Annotated in this window: 15 protein-coding genes, 1 pseudogene and 1 riboswitch; of the genes and pseudogenes, 12 read left to right on the top strand and 4 right to left on the bottom strand. The window is 62.1% G+C overall.

The features are described from left to right. The 4 genes from ACI2KS_RS09850 to ACI2KS_RS09835 all read left to right on the top strand — a co-directional run. A partial coding sequence (locus tag ACI2KS_RS09850) for an ATP-binding cassette domain-containing protein (RefSeq protein ID WP_404619558.1) occupies positions 1 to 856 on the top strand: 856 nt, incomplete at its 5' end. 254 nt (positions 857 to 1110) lie between these two features. Continuing rightward, positions 1111 to 2325: an MFS transporter gene (locus tag ACI2KS_RS09845; RefSeq protein ID WP_404619555.1), complete on the top strand. Its 1215-nt coding sequence runs from the start codon at positions 1111 to 1113 to the stop codon at positions 2323 to 2325. Between the two features lie 115 nt (positions 2326 to 2440). Continuing rightward, complete coding sequence (locus ACI2KS_RS09840) at positions 2441 to 3220, top strand: endonuclease/exonuclease/phosphatase family protein (protein ID WP_404620684.1); 780 nt, start codon at positions 2441 to 2443, stop codon at positions 3218 to 3220. A gap of 159 nt (positions 3221 to 3379) precedes the next feature. Next, positions 3380 to 3586 carry a KGG domain-containing protein gene (locus tag ACI2KS_RS09835; RefSeq protein ID WP_404619554.1) on the top strand — a complete coding sequence of 69 codons (207 nt, stop codon included), beginning with the start codon at positions 3380 to 3382 and terminating at the stop codon, positions 3584 to 3586. 56 nt (positions 3587 to 3642) lie between these two features. Here the strand turns inward: ACI2KS_RS09835 and ACI2KS_RS09830 are convergent, their stop codons facing one another. Both ACI2KS_RS09830 and ACI2KS_RS09825 read right to left on the bottom strand, forming a co-directional pair. After that, positions 3643 to 3807 (bottom strand): hypothetical protein, encoded by a 165-nt coding sequence (locus tag ACI2KS_RS09830; RefSeq protein ID WP_404619552.1) that lies wholly within the window; start codon positions 3805 to 3807, stop codon positions 3643 to 3645. A gap of 56 nt (positions 3808 to 3863) precedes the next feature. Further along, positions 3864 to 4421, bottom strand: a complete 558-nt coding sequence (locus ACI2KS_RS09825) for an ATP-dependent Clp protease proteolytic subunit (RefSeq protein WP_404619550.1) — start codon at positions 4419 to 4421, stop codon at positions 3864 to 3866. Positions 4422 to 4736: 315 nt separating this feature from the next. On the opposite strand from ACI2KS_RS09825, the gene ACI2KS_RS09820 reads away from it, so the two are divergent. The 8 genes and pseudogenes from ACI2KS_RS09820 to ACI2KS_RS09785 all read left to right on the top strand — a co-directional run bounded on the left by ACI2KS_RS09820 (position 4737) and on the right by ACI2KS_RS09785 (position 13652). After that, the gene (locus ACI2KS_RS09820) at positions 4737 to 5732 is read left to right on the top strand and encodes an aldo/keto reductase (protein ID WP_404619548.1); all 996 of its coding nucleotides are present in this window, start codon (positions 4737 to 4739) and stop codon (positions 5730 to 5732) included. A gap of 231 nt (positions 5733 to 5963) precedes the next feature. Beyond that, complete coding sequence (locus ACI2KS_RS09815; protein ID WP_404619546.1) at positions 5964 to 7472, top strand: NCS1 family nucleobase:cation symporter-1; 1509 nt, start codon at positions 5964 to 5966, stop codon at positions 7470 to 7472. A gap of 22 nt (positions 7473 to 7494) precedes the next feature. Next, the gene (locus ACI2KS_RS09810; protein WP_404619544.1) at positions 7495 to 8217 is read left to right on the top strand and encodes an aspartate/glutamate racemase family protein; all 723 of its coding nucleotides are present in this window, start codon (positions 7495 to 7497) and stop codon (positions 8215 to 8217) included. A 106-nt stretch (positions 8218 to 8323) separates the two neighbouring features. Further along, a riboswitch (cobalamin riboswitch) is annotated at positions 8324 to 8522 on the top strand. A 139-nt stretch (positions 8523 to 8661) separates the two neighbouring features. Further along, entirely contained in the window at positions 8662 to 9693 is a 1032-nt protein-coding gene (locus ACI2KS_RS09805) for an ABC transporter substrate-binding protein (protein ID WP_404619542.1), read from the top strand. 2 nt (positions 9694 to 9695) lie between these two features. Beyond that, positions 9696 to 10715, top strand: a complete 1020-nt coding sequence (locus ACI2KS_RS09800) for a FecCD family ABC transporter permease (RefSeq protein WP_404620682.1) — start codon at positions 9696 to 9698, stop codon at positions 10713 to 10715. Next, positions 10712 to 11500, top strand: a complete 789-nt coding sequence (locus tag ACI2KS_RS09795; protein WP_404619540.1) for an ABC transporter ATP-binding protein — start codon at positions 10712 to 10714, stop codon at positions 11498 to 11500. Before ACI2KS_RS09800 ends, ACI2KS_RS09795 begins: the two co-directional genes overlap by 4 nt. Before the next feature lie 205 nt (positions 11501 to 11705). Next, positions 11706 to 12794 (top strand): annotated as a pseudogene (locus tag ACI2KS_RS09790) (cache domain-containing protein); the annotation flags it as partial. Positions 12795 to 12884: 90 nt separating this feature from the next. Beyond that, positions 12885 to 13652 carry a methyl-accepting chemotaxis protein gene (locus ACI2KS_RS09785; protein WP_404620680.1) on the top strand — a complete coding sequence of 256 codons (768 nt, stop codon included), beginning with the start codon at positions 12885 to 12887 and terminating at the stop codon, positions 13650 to 13652. A 154-nt stretch (positions 13653 to 13806) separates the two neighbouring features. Here the strand turns inward: ACI2KS_RS09785 and ACI2KS_RS09780 are convergent, their stop codons facing one another. After that, positions 13807 to 15417 (bottom strand): gamma-glutamyltransferase family protein, encoded by a 1611-nt coding sequence (locus ACI2KS_RS09780; RefSeq protein WP_404619538.1) that lies wholly within the window; start codon positions 15415 to 15417, stop codon positions 13807 to 13809. A 25-nt stretch (positions 15418 to 15442) separates the two neighbouring features. Further along, the gene (locus tag ACI2KS_RS09775) at positions 15443 to 16534 is read right to left on the bottom strand and encodes a polyamine ABC transporter substrate-binding protein (protein ID WP_404619536.1); all 1092 of its coding nucleotides are present in this window, start codon (positions 16532 to 16534) and stop codon (positions 15443 to 15445) included. Positions 16535 to 16543: the final 9 nt, after the last annotated feature.

The raw sequence follows: 16543 nt of genomic DNA, 5'->3' as shown, positions 1-16543 counted from the left end.
GACCCAGTCCCGCGAGCAACTGCTGTCGGACAACGCCAAGAAGAAAGCCCAGATCTCCGAGCTGCAATCGTTCGTCAGCCGCTTCTCGGCCAACGCCTCGAAAGCCAAGCAGGCCACCTCGCGCGCCAAGGCGATCGACAAGATCCAGCTGGCCGAAGTCAAGCCTTCGAGCCGGGTCAGCCCGTTCATCCGCTTTGAACAGAACAAGAAGCTGCATCGTCAGGCGGTCATCGTCGACCGCATGGCCAAGGGCTTCGATGGCAAGGAACTGTTCAAGGATTTCAGCTTCCAGGTTGAAGCGGGCGAGCGCGTGGCGATCATCGGCCCTAACGGTATCGGCAAGACCACCCTGCTGCGTACCCTGGTCAACGAACTGACGCCGGATGCCGGCACCGTCAAGTGGACCGATGCGGCCGAGCTGGGCTACTACGCTCAGGATCACGCCCACGACTTCGAAGACGATGTCAGCCTGTTCGACTGGATGGGCCAGTGGACCCAGGGCGAGCAAGTGATCCGTGGCACCTTGGGCCGCATGCTGTTCTCCAACGACGAAATCCTCAAGTCGGTGAAAGTCATTTCCGGTGGTGAGCAAGGGCGCATGCTGTTCGGCAAGCTGATCCTGCAAAAGGCCAACGTGATGATCATGGATGAACCGACCAACCACCTGGACATGGAATCGATCGAAGCGCTGAACCTGGCGCTGGAAAACTATCCAGGCACGCTGATCTTCGTCAGCCACGACCGTGAGTTCGTCTCGTCGCTGGCCACTCGTATCATCGAGCTGAGCCCTAACGGCGTGACCGACTTCAGCGGCACCTACGATGACTACCTGCGCAGTCAGGGCGTGGTGTTCTGAGTAGCCTCGCGTAGCACCCCGAGCCCTGTCCTTGTGACGGGGCTTTTTTACGGGCCGCGGTTCAGCGCGCACGCTCCCGGTAGCCGTCCGATTGGCCCGCGGTAGCGCCTGCAACCTGCCTGCGCCGGCAAGCCGGACTGAGTCAGATCAGCAACTCGAAACCTGGCGACAGCGGTTTAAATCGTTAGCCTGCTTTCCTTTATCGCGATCACGGGCGATGATGGCGCACTCCCACCGCGCCAGTGAAGAGTCCCATGTCTGCCGCCCTGCCGCCCAATGCGCCGTCGCAAAATGCCAGTACACTGGCGATCACCCTGCAAATCATCTCCATCGTCCTCTACACCTTTATCGCCTTCCTGTGCATCGGCCTGCCGATCGCGGTGATGCCCGGTTATGTGCATGACCAGTTGGGCTTCACTGCCGTGGTGGCCGGGCTGGTGATCGGTTCGCAATACCTGGCGACGCTGCTCAGCCGCCCGGTCGCCGGCCGGGTCTGCGACACCATCGGCACCAAACGCGCGATCGTCTACGGGCTTTCGGGCATCGCCCTGAGCGGGGTGCTGACGGTCGTCGCCGTATTGCTGGAAAACACGGCAGGCCTGAGCCTGACGATACTGGTCATCGCCCGCCTTATCCTTGGCGGCTCTCAGGGGTTGATCGGGGTAGGTACCATCAGTTGGTGCATTGGTCAGCTCGGGCCGGAGCACACTGCCCGCTCCATTTCCTGGAACGGCATCGCCTCCTATGGCGCGATCGCAATCGGCGCCCCGCTGGGGGTGGTGATGGTCAATGCACTGGGCTTTGTCAGTCTCGGCGTTGTGCTGTTCGTGCTGTCGGCAGGCGCGCTGCTGTTGATCCGCAACAAGCCCGCCGTTGCGGTGATACGCGGTGAGCGCATGGCGTTCTGGTCAGTATTCGGCAGGGTCGCGCCCTATGGCTTGAGCCTTACGCTCTCGTCGATCGGTTACGGCACCCTGACCACCTTCATCACCCTGTACTACGCCAATCGTGGCTGGGAAGGCGCAGCGTGGTGCCTGACGGTGTTCGGCATCTGCTTCATCGTTGCACGGTTGTTTTTCATCAACGCCATCACACGCTTCGGCGGCTTTCGCACGGCCGTCACCTGCATGTCGGTCGAGACCCTGGGGCTTGCGCTGTTATGGCTGTCACCCAGTACCAGCTTGGCCTTGGTTGGCGCAGGACTGACGGGGTTCGGCCTTTCGCTGGTGTATCCGGCGATCGGCGTCGAAGCGATCAAGCAGGTGCCCAACAGCAGTCGCGGGGCCGGGCTGGGTGCCTACGCGGTGTTCTTCGACCTGGCGCTGGCGATTTCCGGACCATTGATGGGCGCCATTGCGCTGGGCATGGGTTATGGCTGGATATTCTTCTTCGCCGCGGTGCTGTCGATCTTCGCCCTGGGCCTGACGCTGCTGCTGTCACGCCGCCCGGGCGTGGATACGCGCGTCTGATCGAGCCGCCGCCAGCGCCTGGACAGAAAAAGCTGAACTGCGCCAGGCCGCTTCGGTCGGAAGTAACACATCCCTTCGCAACAGGAGCGTGCGTGTGACCCCCGACCCTGCTGGCTTGAGTGCTTCCTCAACGGACCTCGCCCATGCGCCCGACGTCCACAAACTGCGCGTGCTGACGGTCAATACCCACAAGGGCTTCACTGCGCTGAACCGCCGTTTCATCCTGCCGGAACTACGCGAAGCGGTGCGCAGTACCGGCGCCGATCTGGTGTTTCTGCAAGAGGTGCTGGGCGGCCATGATCGCCACGCCGCGCGCTTTCACGACTGGCCGGTAACCTCTCAGTACGAGTTTCTCGCCGACAGCATGTGGAGCGACTTTGCCTACGGTCGCAATGCGGTTTATCCCGACGGCCATCATGGTAACGCGCTGCTTTCCAAGTACCCGATCCTGCACTACCGCAATCTGGATGTGTCGATCACTGGCCCCGAGCGGCGCGGTCTGCTGCATTGCGTACTGCAGGTGCCGGGACATGATGAGGTGCATGCGATCTGCGTTCATTTGAGCCTGCTGGAGAGCCACCGACAGCTACAGCTGGACCTGCTCTGCGCACTGCTCGATTCCTTGCCTGCCCATGCGCCAGTCGTCATCGCCGGGGATTTCAACGATTGGCAATTGCAGGGCAACAAACGGCTCAATCGCTGCGAATACCTGCATGAGGTGTTCGAGCGCAACCTGGGCCGCCTGGCGAAGACTTATCCGGCGCGCTTCCCGTTGCTTCGCCTGGACCGTATCTACCTGCGAAACGCCACCAGCCATGACCCGAAAATTCTTGGCACCCGACCCTGGACCCATCTGTCGGACCATCTGCCCTTGGCGGTTGAAGTGCACATGTAGGGTTCATGCGCTGCCAAGGCCGTGACCCCCGTGTCGTCGCCACAGCAATACACCGCTTGTCCGGTAAGCCGTTAAATGTTTAAACCATCGCCCGCTTACCTCATCCCAGATAGTGCGAGCCTTACAACTCGCCTTTCCCATAACAAGAGGTATGTGATCATGGCTAACACCGGAAAACAGAACCCTGGCAACGCTGGCAACTTCGCTAATGACCGGCAGAAAGCTTCCGAAGCAGGCAAAAAAGGCGGACAGGCCTCGGGCAGCAGCAATGCCAACCAGGACCGGGCCAAGGGATCCTCCGACGCCAACTCCAGCGACAAGAAAGGTGGCCAGATGCCACAAGGTGGCGCAGGCCGCAAATCCTGATCAATCACTGATCAGCCGACCGAGCGAGGGCGCAAGCTCTCGCTCTTGTGTTTCTGTCATTCGTCAGGATTGATCAGCGGCACCGTGGCATCGCGGTCAAACTGCGAGCCCGGGTCTTCGTTGCCAGGATCGTTATCGACGTCAACTTCCACTTCTTCTTCGCCCGGATGACTGACGCGATGGCGCAGCGGTTCTGCTGGGATGGGTGGCTGGGGGTGCATGGCAATCTCCTCGATGTTCAGATGGGTTGACTCACTGCCTGGTTGACAGGCTGAGCTTAGCTGCCGCTGACCGTCCAATGCACGGCGTCTTCAGCGAACTGTAACTGCTCGACGCGGTGCGCGATGCCGCAAACCAGCGAGTCCTCGGCGCGGATGACCTTTTCCTCTGCCGACAGACACCTGCCTATGTCCAGCGGGTGCGCTGCGCCCTCGGTTTCACTTAGATAGATATTCACGTAGCGCTGCAGGTCGTTGTCCAGACTGCGCAGGTATTCACGCATGCGCGAATGATCCACCGAGCTCTGGTTGAAGTACCAGGTCATCGGGTGAATGAGAAACCGCGAGTGCGGGCAGGCGATCCGCTCCTGTGCGGCCAGGTAGATGACGATGCCCATGGACTCGATATTGCCGCTGTTGAGCGCACGGATGGGCACTGTCAATGATTTGAGAAAGTTGTAGATCGTGAAGCCCAGTGCCGTGCTGCCACCGGCGGTCGACAGGTTCAGCAACAACCCGGTGGCCCCCTTGTCCAGCGCCTCCAGACAGCGATCACGAAAATGCTCGGTGCTGGTCTGATCGACCCCACAATGGAAATGCACGATGTGCTCACTCATCTGTTGCCCTCCGTCTCCGGGCTATTGGCTTTGGCCGTCGCCTGAAGCTTTGGAAGTCGGAACCGCTGCAAAAGTTGCATGCCAGGCCGACAACGAAGTCATTCTGTAATCCTGAAACCAGAGGCAAGCGCCCGGCGCAGGTGTGCCCGCGCGGACAGGTCCTGGATGCCTGCGATCAGCAAGCCGTGCGCAGGTCTTGACGTGCTACAGCAGGCCGACAGCGAACTCCTGGGCGTGCCGATGATCAGTAGCAGACGCGGGGCTATAGTTGACGCTGTAGTTGCGCCTCCACATGACCCCAGACAGGACACCTTCATGAGTCTGCACGACAAGATCATTGGCCGCCTCGGTTTCGGCGCCGCGCCACTGGGCAACATGTTCCGCGAGATCAGTGAGCTCGAAGCCGCCGCCACCGTGCAGTCAGCCTGGGACCAGGGCATTCGCTATTTCGATACCGCACCCATCTACGGCGCAGGCCTGTCCGAGCAGCGTCTGGGCAGCGCTCTGGCCCATGTTCCGCGTGACCAGTACACCCTCAGCACCAAGGTCGGCCGGCTGATCAGCGATGAGCAGGACCAGCAGGCGCGCAGCGGTCCTTTCAGCTACGGATTGAAGAACAAAATCGTCACCGACTACAGCGCCGATGCCACTCTGCGCTCCATCGAAGCCAGCCTCAAGCGCCTGAGTACCGATCGGCTGGACATCGTGTTCGTCCATGACGTGGCGCAGGACGCCCATGGCGATGAATGGATCGAGCATTTCAACGTGGCCCGCAAAGGCGCCTTTCGCACCCTCACCCGCCTGCGTGAAGAGGGGGTGATCAAGGCCTGGGGCCTGGGCGTCAATCGCGTCGAGCCCTGTGAGCTGACCCTGGACCTGCAGGAAGCACGGCCCGACGGCTTCCTGCTGGCCGGGCGCTACTCGCTGCTCGATCACGATCAACCGCTACAGCGCCTGTTCGCCAAGGCCCGCGAGCACCAGGCCGAATTCGTCATCGGCGGCCCCTACAGCTCAGGTGTACTGGTCGGTGGCGAGCATTTCGAGTATCAACAGGCACCCCAGGCGATGCTCGACAAGGTGGCGCACATCCAGGAAATCGCCCGCCAGTATCAAGTCAATATCAAAGCGGCGGCTTTGCAGTTCGTGCTCGCCAACGATCTGGTGGCCGCGGTGATCCCGGGAGCCAGTCGTCCCGAGCGCATTGCAGAAGACGTCGCGGCGTTCCACGCCAAAGTCCCGGACGGCTTCTGGCAGGCCATGCGTGACCAGGGTTTCATTGCCACCCAGGCACCTGTACCGGTCAAGGATTGACCGACGCCGGAACGCGCCGGTAAAAATCAGTCAACGCTGCACAAATTGCCGGCGGTGGAGTCTTCAAGGCCGCCACCGCTGGCATCCCGTCCGGGTACAGATCCAACCCTTGTGCCCCGCCTGAATCCAGCCCGTCTGTAACGTCCTCGTTGACTCATCTGTCATTTGAGTTAGTCTTGCCTGCGCACTGTATACAAAAACAAATACAAATAGCGCCGGAGATTGTTGAACATGCCAGTAGACAACACCCTGGATCCAGACCTTGCCGTCCGTGCCTCGACTGCCGACTATCCGCCCCTGAGCCCCCGTCTTCATAACCATGACCTGGCGCCCAGACGCGCTCAGGGAAGAACCTGGGGTGGATACAGCATCTTTGCTCTGTGGACCAATGATGTACACAATCTTGCGAACTACTCGTTTGCCATCGGCCTCTATGCACTGGGCCTTGGCGGTTGGCAGATCATGCTGTCATTGGCCATCGGTGCGGTGCTGGTTTATCTGTGCATGAACCTGACAGGCGACATGGGGCAGAAGACCGGCGTGCCATTCCCGGTGATCAGCCGGGTCAGTTTCGGCATTTTCGGCGCGCAGATCCCGGCCCTGATCCGGGCGGTGATCGCCATCGCCTGGTTTGGCATTCAGACCTACCTGGCCTCGGTGGTGTTGCGGGTGTTGCTGACCGCGCTGGACCCTGCGCTGGCAGACTACGACCATGATTCCTGGCTCGGTCTTTCCAGCCTGGGCTGGCTGTGTTTCGTCAGCATCTGGCTGGTGCAGTTCGTGATTCTCGCCTACGGCATGGAGATGGTGCGCCGCTACGAAGCATTCGCCGGTCCCGTGATTCTGCTGACGGTGGCCAGCCTTGCGCTGTGGATGTACAGCCAGGCCAACGGGCACATCGCCTGGACGATCAAGGAGCCGCTGCACGGTGCGCAGATGTGGCGCAGTATCTTCGCCGGCAGCGCGCTGTGGCTGGCGATCTACGGCACGCTGATTCTCAATTTCTGCGATTTTTCCCGCTCAGCGCCCTGCAAGAAGACCATTCGCAGAGGCAATTTCTGGGGCCTGCCGATCAACGTGCTGCTGTTCGCCTTCATCACCGTGATCATTTGCGGCGCGCAGTTTTCCATCAACGGTCAGATCATCCAGAGCCCGACCGACATCATCAAGACCATCCCCAGCACGTTCTTTCTGGTGCTCGGCTGCCTGGCGTTTCTGATCGTCACGGTGGCTGTGAACATCATGGCCAACTTCGTCGCACCGGCGTTTGTCCTCAGCAGCCTGGCACCGCGGCACCTGACGTTCCGCCGTGCCGGCATGCTCAGCGCCATCGTCGCAGTGCTGATCCTGCCCTGGAACCTGTACAACAGCCCGGTGGTGATCGTGTATTTCCTCTCCGGTCTGGGCGCCCTGCTCGGCCCACTGTATGGTGTGATCACCGCCGATTACTGGCTGCTGCGCAAGGGCCGGGTCGACGTGCCGCAGCTGTATACCGAGAATCCTGCCGGGCCCTATCACTACTGGCGTGGGGTCAATCCGCGTGCGGTCTGGGCGTTCGTTCCGGCGGCGCTGATTTCGATCATCACCGCTTTGGTTCCGGCGTTCGATTCGGTGTCGTCGTTCTCCTGGCTGATGGGCGCGGCCATTGGCGCGGCGCTTTATCTGTTGCTGGCCGATCGCCGTACAACCTTCAGGGACGTCAGCGGTGAAAGCATCGCCGTGCAGGACGTCCAGCATTGATCCCAAGCAAGAGACCTCACCCATGCGAATTCTGATCGTAAACGTCAACACCACCGAGTCGATGACTCAGACCATCGCCGAGCAGGCGCGTAGCGTCGCCTCGCCCGGCACCGAGATCATCGGCCTGACCCCGCGTTTCGGCGCCGAATCGGTGGAAGGCAATTTCGAGAGTTATCTGGCGGCCATCGCGGTGATGGACCGCGTGCTGTCCTACGACCAGCCCTATGACGCAGTGATCCAGGCCGGGTATGGCGAGCACGGCCGCGAAGGCTTGCAGGAGTTGCTTGAGGTGCCGGTGGTGGACATCACCGAGGCGGCGGCCAGCCTTGCGATGTTGCTGGGGCACAAATATTCGGTGGTCACGACCCTGGACCGCGCCGTGCCGTTGATCGAGGACCGGCTCAAGCTGGCCGGCGTGTTCGAGCGCTGCGCGTCGGTGCGGGCCAGCGGCATGAGCGTGCTGGAACTCGAAGAGCAGCCCGAACGTGCATTGGCAGCCATCGCAGAGCAGGCGGTCGAGGCGGTCAGCAAAGACAAGGCCGAGGTGATCTGCCTGGGTTGTGGCGGCATGGCCGGGCTTGATCAGATGATCCGCGATCGCGCCGGCGTGCCGGTGGTCGATGGGGTCACCGCAGCGGTTGCGCTGGCCGAGTCGCTGGTGCGTCTGGGTCTGAAAACCTCCAAGGTGCGCACCTACGCCAGCCCACGGCCGAAGAAGGTGATCGGCTGGCCGTTTCGGCCATGAGCATCGGCGCCTGTCGTTGATTCGGGCTGCAGGCCGGGCAGAATCGCTGCGCAGTGTCACCGGGCCGCTGATTCGCCCCCGGCTGTCGCCTGTGACAGGCGAATCGTTTACCATCCCCGCCGCCGGTTTCCACTGGGAATTAATAGGGAATCCGCGAGCCCTGATCTCTGGGGCTCAAACGGAACTGTCCCCGCAACTGTAGGCGCTGAGCCCTGCTTCATGATTGCCACTGGGTTGCCCCGGGAAGGCCGAAGCACGGCGATGACGCGCCAGTCAGGAGACCTGCCGGCGAGCGTCAATCATTCACCGGCGGGGTGTCCGGGAAGGACACCCCTGCGCGCCTTGCTGGCGTGATCTGCACTTGCCCCTTTACCGGCGGCGAGTCGGGATGTGCTTTCCAGTGCCTGTTTCGTCGGCAATCAGGTTCACTGGAGATCGCCCTTCATGTCGTCGTACCGCCTTGCCTCCTCGCTTGTGGGCCTGACGCTGTCCATCGCCACGCTCATACCCCAGGCCGCGCTCGCCGCGTCGACCCGCTATCCGCTGACCCTCGACAACTGTGGCGTCGGGCTGACCTTCGCCCAGGTCCCGCACCACGCCGTCACCATCGGCCAGGCAGCCACTGAAATGCTCTACGCCCTGGGCTTGAGCCCTTCGGTGACAGGCACTTCACTGTGGTTCAACGAGGTCCTGGGGCAATACAAGGAGGCCAACGAGCAGATCGAACGCCTGGCCGACAATGCACCCAGCTTCGAGTCGGTCATCGGCAAACGCCCGGACTTGGTGCCGGTGCAGTTCGAGTGGATGGTCGGTCCGCAGGGCGCGGTTGGCACTCGCCAGCAATTCCAGGAACTGAACATCCCCACCTACATCCTGCCTTCGGACTGCGAAGGCAAGAATAATCTGGTCGGCGCCGATGGCACTCGTCTCCAGGCCTTCAGGATCGACACGCTGTACAAGAGCATTGCGCAACTGGCCGAGATCTTCGACGTCCAGGACCGTGGTCAGGCACTGGTTGCCGGTTATCAGGCGCGTCTTGCCAATGCAATGGAGCAGTCCGCAGCGCACCACGGCGAGCAGGTCTCGGCGGTGTTCTGGTTCTCCAGCCCCGACATCAACGTCGACCCTTACGTCGCCGGGCGCAAAGGCATTCCCGACTTCATGCTCAAGACCCTGGGCATGCGCAACATCATCGATTCGGACGAGGAATGGCCGACCGTCGGCTGGGAAACCATCGCCAAGGCCAACCCGACGATTCTGGTGATCGCCCGTATGGACCGGCGGCGCTTCCCCGCCGACGATCATGAGAAAAAACTCGCCTTCCTCAAATCAGACCCGGTGACGCGCAACATGGACGCGGTGAAAAACAACCGCATCGTCATCATGGACGCCAGTGCCATGGAATCCAGCGTGCGGCTGTTCGACGGCATCGAGCAACTGGCCAAAGCCACCCAAAGCGCTGCCGTGAGCCCATGAACATGCTAATTCGAGTGCTGGCTCACGGCACGTGGGTCAGCGTGCTATTGCTGCTGGCGGTGCTGGCCGGCGTCGCCATCGGCGAGACCTCAATCGGCTTGCCGGTGATCTTTCAAGTGCTGGCGAACAAGCTGTGGGCCGCCGGTTACCCGCTCGATGCCATTGATGAGGGCATCGTCTGGAACTACCGACTGACCCGAGCCATCGTCGCCGCCGCCTGTGGCGCGGGGCTGGCGATTTGCGGCGTGGTCCTGCAATCGCTGCTGCGCAACCCGCTGGCCGACCCCTACCTGCTGGGCATCTCCGCCGGGGCCTCGACCGGGGCGGTGCTGGTGGCCATCGTCGGGTTCGGTGCCGGGGCCATTTCGCTGTCCACCGGGGCCTTTGCCGGCGCTGTCGCAGCGTTTGCCCTGGTCGCCCTGCTCGCTCGCGCCTCGCGGGGGCAGACGCCTGCCGGGCAGATCATCCTGGCCGGTATCGCCGGCTCGCAGCTGTTCAATGCGCTGACTTCGTTTCTGATCACCCGCTCGGCCAATGCCGAGCAGGCGCGCGGCATCATGTTCTGGTTACTGGGCAACCTCAGTGGCGTGCGCTGGGCCTCGGTCGGGCTGGCAGTGCCGGTGGTGCTGATCGGTCTGTTGGTCTGTCTGTGGCACAGACGCTCGCTGGATGCCTTCACCTTCGGCGTGGACTCAGCAGCGTCGCTGGGCATTCCGGTGCGTCGGGTACAGACCCTGCTCATCGCCACCGCCGCGCTGGTCACCGCAGTGATGGTGTCGATTGTCGGCTCCATCGGTTTCGTCGGCCTGGTCATCCCCCATGCCGTGCGCATGCTCGCCGGCGTACGTCACGCCCGACTGCTGCCGCTGAGCGCCTTGAGCGGTGCGTTGTTTCTGATTGGCGCCGACGTGCTTTCGCGCACCTTGATCAAGGGCCAGGTGCTGCCCATCGGCGTGATCACCGCGCTGGTCGGTGCACCGGTGTTCGCCTTGATCCTGGCGCACGGAAACCGCAGCCGATGAACGTCATGACAGAGGCAGTCAGCAACGTGCTCAGTGGCATCAACCTGGGCTTGACCCTCAAGGGCGTGCCGTTGCTCAGCGAGGTCACCCTGGCCATTCGCGCTGGCGAGAACCTGGGCATCGTCGGCCCCAACGGTTCGGGCAAATCGACGCTGATCAAACTGCTGGCAGGCATCCAGCGCCCTACCCGCGGCGAGGTGTTCCTGCACGGTCAGCGCCTGTCGGGGATGCGCCGTCGCGACATCGCCCAACAGCTGGCGGTGGTTGAACAGCACGCCGACACCAGCGACTCCATCAGCGTGCTGCAAGCGGTGGAACTGGGGCGTACCCCCTGGCTCTCGGCACTCTCGCCATGGAGTGATGAGCACGCACGCATCGTTTGCCAGGCGATCACCGACGTCAATCTGCAACCACTGCGCCAGCGTCCCTGGCACAGCCTGTCTGGCGGTGAACGGCAGCGTGCGCACATTGCCCGGGCGCTGGCGCAACGTGCGCCGATAGTGCTGCTCGACGAGCCGACCAATCACCTGGATATCCAGCAGCAGCTGTCGATTCTGAAGCTGCTGCAGCAGTTGCCGGTGACCAGCGTCATCGCCCTTCATGACCTCAATCAGGCGTTGGCCTGCGACCGTCTGGCGGTCATGGACAAAGGACGCCTGGTGGCCCTGGGCTCGCCCTTCGAGGTGCTCACCCCAGCATGTCTGCGCGACACTTTCGGCGTGTCCGGTCATTGGCTGACCGATCCGTTTGACGGTTCCAGCATCCTGCGCCTGCGCGCCATCTGACTCGTCAATAGCCGCAGAGTGGGTGTCTGGGCGGGCGGAATCAACAGCGTGCGGCCAGGGCCATCATCAGTTCTAAAGAATCCGCCCGGCAGGCCGACACCGGTATACCATCAGACGGTTTCGCACCCCCATCGCACTGTCCTGATCGACCCGCTGCCTGCGTAGCGGTTGTTTACGCGTGATTAAAGAACAATCAGGAGCGCCGATGAACATCAAACAGAAACTGACCTGGGCCTTTGCGGTAATCGCCTGCCTGCCGATCATCCTGGTCGCGACAATGGTCATCATTAACCTGCGCAGCGACGCGCAAAGCGGCTTCGTCGACAGCAGCGGCCGGGAAATCCGCCAGGTGGCCAATGCCATGCAGTTGTTCTTCGAGGGCATCAGCCAGAACGTCGATTACCTGGCCGCACACCCGTTGATCACCGGCACTGGCGAAGGCGTCAAAAGCTACATGACCGCCCAGGCACCGGACATCCCGCTGTCCGATGTCGACAAGCAACTGTTCGGCTTTTTCGCCGGTATTGCCCAGAGCCATCCGGCCTATTCCTATGTCTCCTACGGGCTTGCCAACGGCACCTACGCGTACTGGCCGGGCGACCCGAAAATGGCCAGCTACGATCCACGCCAGCGTCCCTGGTACAAGAGCGCCCTGGCCAACCCCGGCAAGACCACGCGCACCGAGGCCTATTACTGGGCCGGTGACGATGCGGTGCTGGTCAGCACCGTACGCGCAGTCAACAACGCCCTGGGCAGCTCGGGTGGTGTGGTCAATATCGATGTATCGCTTAAACAGCTGACCACCATCGTCAAGCAGATCAAGCTGGGCGAAAGCGGTTACCTGATGCTGATCGAAAACAACGGCACGGTGCTGGTCGATCCCAAGCAGCCGGAACACAATTTCAAGAAGCTGGGTGACTTGGGTGACGGCTTCAGCCAGTTGGCCAAGGCAGGGCCTGGGCTGATCAGGGTCCAGATCAATGGCGAACATTTCATGGCCAACGTGTTCCCCTCCGATCAATTGGGCTGGAGCTTCATCGGCTTGATCAAGCAGGACGAAGTCATGGCCTCGGCTACCCGCCTGGCCTGGCTGATCGGCGTGATTGCAGCAGTGCTGGCGGTGGTGTTTGCCATCCTCGGCGCAAGCTTTGCGACCCTGATCGTGCGCCCGATTCGTGGCGTGGCCAGCGGCTTGGAGGGCATCGCCCAGGGCGAAGGTGACCTGACCAAGAGCCTGTTGGTACGCGGCAAGGACGAAACCGCGCAGCTGGCCAACTGGTTCAACCAGTTTCTGGCGGCGATCCGTGGGCTGATCCAGCATATCGGCCTGGCGGCGACCAAGATTCTCGACAGCTCCACCAGCTCGACCCGGGTATCCAATGACATGGCCGAAGCCGCCGGCCGTCAACGGGAAGCGGTGGACATGGTCTCGACCGCCTTTCACGAAATGGTCGCCACCGCCAACGAGGTCGCCCGCTCCTGCAGCCAGGCCGCCGAATCGGCCGACAGCGGTCAGCGCCAGGCGCGCGAAGGACAGCGGCAGATCGACGATGCCGTGAGCAGTGTCGATCGACTGAGCGCGGAGATTTCCCGGTCGGCAAACGACATGACACAGCTTGAAAAAGACAGCACGGATATCCAGTCAATCCTGGACACCATCCGTTCAATCGCCGAACAGACCAACCTGCTGGCACTCAACGCCGCCATCGAGGCCGCGCGTGCGGGTGAGCAGGGTCGCGGCTTTGCCGTGGTCGCCGATGAAGTGCGGGCGCTGGCCAAACGCACCGCTGATTCGACGGCGCAGATCGACTCGTTGCTGGGCAACCTGGCCAAACGCACCGCCTCGGTGGCGCAACAGATGCACACCAGCCTGGATGTGTCGCAGCAGTCGGTCGCCAAGATCGGCCAGGCGCGCAGCAGCTTCGGGCAGATCCGTGAGTCGGTTGACGTGATCCGCGACATGAACACGCAGATTGCCACGGCCGCCGAACAGCAACACCAGGTCGCCGAAGACATCAACCGTCACATCAACCAGATCCATGGCGATGCGCAGCTGGTGGCCGAACTGGCAGATTCGGCGCGGGGCGATTCGAGGAACCTGGCAGCACTGTCCAATGAACTGGACGGTCTGGTGCGTCGTTTCCGGACCTGACCCATACTGCCTGACAGGCCCGTGCCCGGCGGTTTCCAGCGGCACGGCTTGCCGGCGGTGGCGATCTGTGGAACGTCACCGCCGGCAAGCCGGACTGCTACAGAAGTCGGCATCGGTCAGCCGGTCGTGGACAGATTCAGAGCGCAGACAAACATCACCACGCCGCAATCGTCGAATCCGCCCTGGGTTCTGTCCCGCCGCACAACACGCCACTGAGCGGATCGCGCGAGATGATCTGCCCTCGACCGTAGTCGGTGGAGTCGTAGGCGATGCTGATGTCATGACCGCGTCGGGCCAACCCTGCGGCCAGATCCCTCGAAGCGCCCTGTTCGATGCCGACTTTCATCCCGCCCAGCCACTGCCAGCGTGGTGCGTCCAGCGCGGCTTGTGGGTTGAGGCCGAAATCGACCAGGTTCATGACCATCTGCACATGCCCCTGGGGTTGCATGTAGCCGCCCATGACGCCAAACGGCCCTACCGCCTGCCCGTCCTTGCTGAGAAAGCCCGGGATGATGGTGTGGAAGGTTTTCTTGCCGGGGGCCAGGCAGTTGGCGTGGGCAGCATCGAGGCTGAATTCCTGCCCGCGATTCTGCAAGGCCAGGCCGCTGTCGGGCAGCACCACCCCGGAACCGAAGCCGTGGTAGTTGCTCTGGATGAACGACACCATGTTGCCCTCGGCGTCGGCAGTGGCCAGGTACACCGTGCCGCTGGCGTGAGGATCGCCGGGCTTGGGGTCGGCGGCGAGCTCACCGATCATTGCCCGGCGCTGATCGCGGTAACGATCACTGAGCAGGTCGGCCACGGCCACGCGCATGTGCAATGGGTCGGTGATGTGGTGCAAGCCGTCGTTGTAGGCCAGCTTCATGGCCTCCAGCTGGCGGTGCCAGGTCAGCTGACTGTCGCGATGATCGAAATCGAAGCCTTCAAGGATTCTCAGGGTCATCAAAGCAACCAGCCCCTGGCCGCTCGGCGGTATTTCCCAGACGTCGTAACCCCGGTAATTGATGCTGATCGGATCGACCCACTGTGCACGGAAACCTGCCAGGTCTTCGGCGCGCAGATAGCCGCCCGTGGCCCGTGAATGCGCGTCGAGCCGCTGCGCCAATGCGCCGCGATACAGGCTTTCGCACTCGGTCGCCGCCAGCTCCTCCAGGGTCCGCGCCTGAGCCGGGTTGCGAAACAATTCCCCGGCCTTGGGCGCCCGCCCGTCAATCAGGAACGTATCAAACCAGTTGTCCATTACCGCTTCACGCTGGGCACTGAACTCGTTGAGCGCGATCTGCCACTGGTGGGCGACCACCGGCGACAGCGGGAAGCCATCGCGCGCCAGACTGATTGCCGGCTGCAGCAGCTCGGCGAACGGCAACTTGCCGAAACGCCGGGACAGCTCGGCCCATGCCGAAGGACAGCCGGGCACCGTGACCGGGGTCCAGCCATACATCGGCATCTGCTCGTGCCCGGCAGCCTTGACCGCTTCGATACTCACTGCCGCCGGTGCATGGCCATTGGCATTCAAGCCATGCAGTTGCCCCTTGCACCAGACCAGCGCGAACGCGTCGCCGCCAATCCCGCAACCGGTAGGCTCGACCACCGTCAGCGCGGCCGCCGTGGCGATGGCGGCGTCGATGGCGTTACCGCCCTTTTGCATGACTTCGATTCCCGCCTGTGCCGCCAGCGGTTGCGAGGCCGCGACCATGCCGCGCCTTGCGAACACGCTCTGGCGTTGTGACGGGTAGGGATATTGATGCGCAGAAAAATTCAACATGACGAAGGCTCTTCAAAAACAGGATTCATTGCCCGGATTTGATCCGGTTCCATTCCCGGGTGATCAGACGCTGGATGTTGTCCGGCAGGTCAGCCGAGACGAATGTGTGGCTGATCACCTCATCGCCGGGGTAGATGCCCGGGTTGCTGGTGACCTTGGGGTCCATCAGCGCCGTTGCGTCTTTATTGGGATTGGCATAGCCCACATAGTCGCTGACCGGGGCGATAACCTCCGGGCGCAACAGGTAGTTGATGAACGCATGAGCATTGGCCACGTTGCCGGCATCCTTGGGAATGGCCAGCATGTCGAACCACAGATTCACGCCTTCCTTGGGGATCAGGTAACGGATGTCGAGGTTCTTGCCGGCTTCGTGCGCACGGGTCTGAGCCTGCATCACGTCACCCGAGTAACCGATGGCCACGCAGATGTCGCCATTGGCCAGGTCGGCGGTGTATTTCGATGAATTGAAGTAGGTCACCGATGGGCGCAGCTTCATCAACAGCGCCGAAGCCTTTTTATAGTCGTCGGGTTTGACGCTGTTGGGGTCCAGCCCCAGGTACAGCAGGGTCTGCGGAATGATCTTCACCGGCGCATCGAGAAATGCCACGCCACAGCTCTTGAGCTTGGCCAGATTGGCCGGGTCCAGCACCATGGACCAGGAATCGAGCACCACGTCCTTGCCCAGGACCGCACGCACCTTTTCTTCGTTGTAGCCAATCCCGACCGTGCCCCACATGTACGGCACGGCATAACGGTTGCCGGGGTCCGCGGCCTCGATACGTTGCAGCAGCCGTGGGTCCAGGTGATTCCAGTTAGTCAGCAACGAGCGCTGCAACGGCTGATAGGCGCCAGCCCGAATCTGCTTGGACAGGAACTGGCTGGACGGCACCACCAAGTCGTACCCCGAATGCCCGGACAGCATCTTGGCTTCGAGCATTTCATTGGTGTCGAAGATGTCGTACTCGACCTTGATGCCACTGTCCTTCTGGAAGTTCTTCAAGGTGTCCGGGCCGATGTAATCGGACCAGTTGTACATCTTCACCACGCCCTCGGCGGCTTGGACGGCGGGCAACACAGCGACGGAACACAAAGCGGCGGCAATACAGAATGAACGCATGACGATTTC

Source organism: Pseudomonas sp. NPDC087358, from assembly GCF_044900785.1.
Taxonomy (GTDB): Bacteria; Pseudomonadota; Gammaproteobacteria; order Pseudomonadales; family Pseudomonadaceae; genus Aquipseudomonas.
Note: the sequence above shows the minus strand (reverse complement) of the source record. Positions and strands in the feature narration are given on the sequence as shown.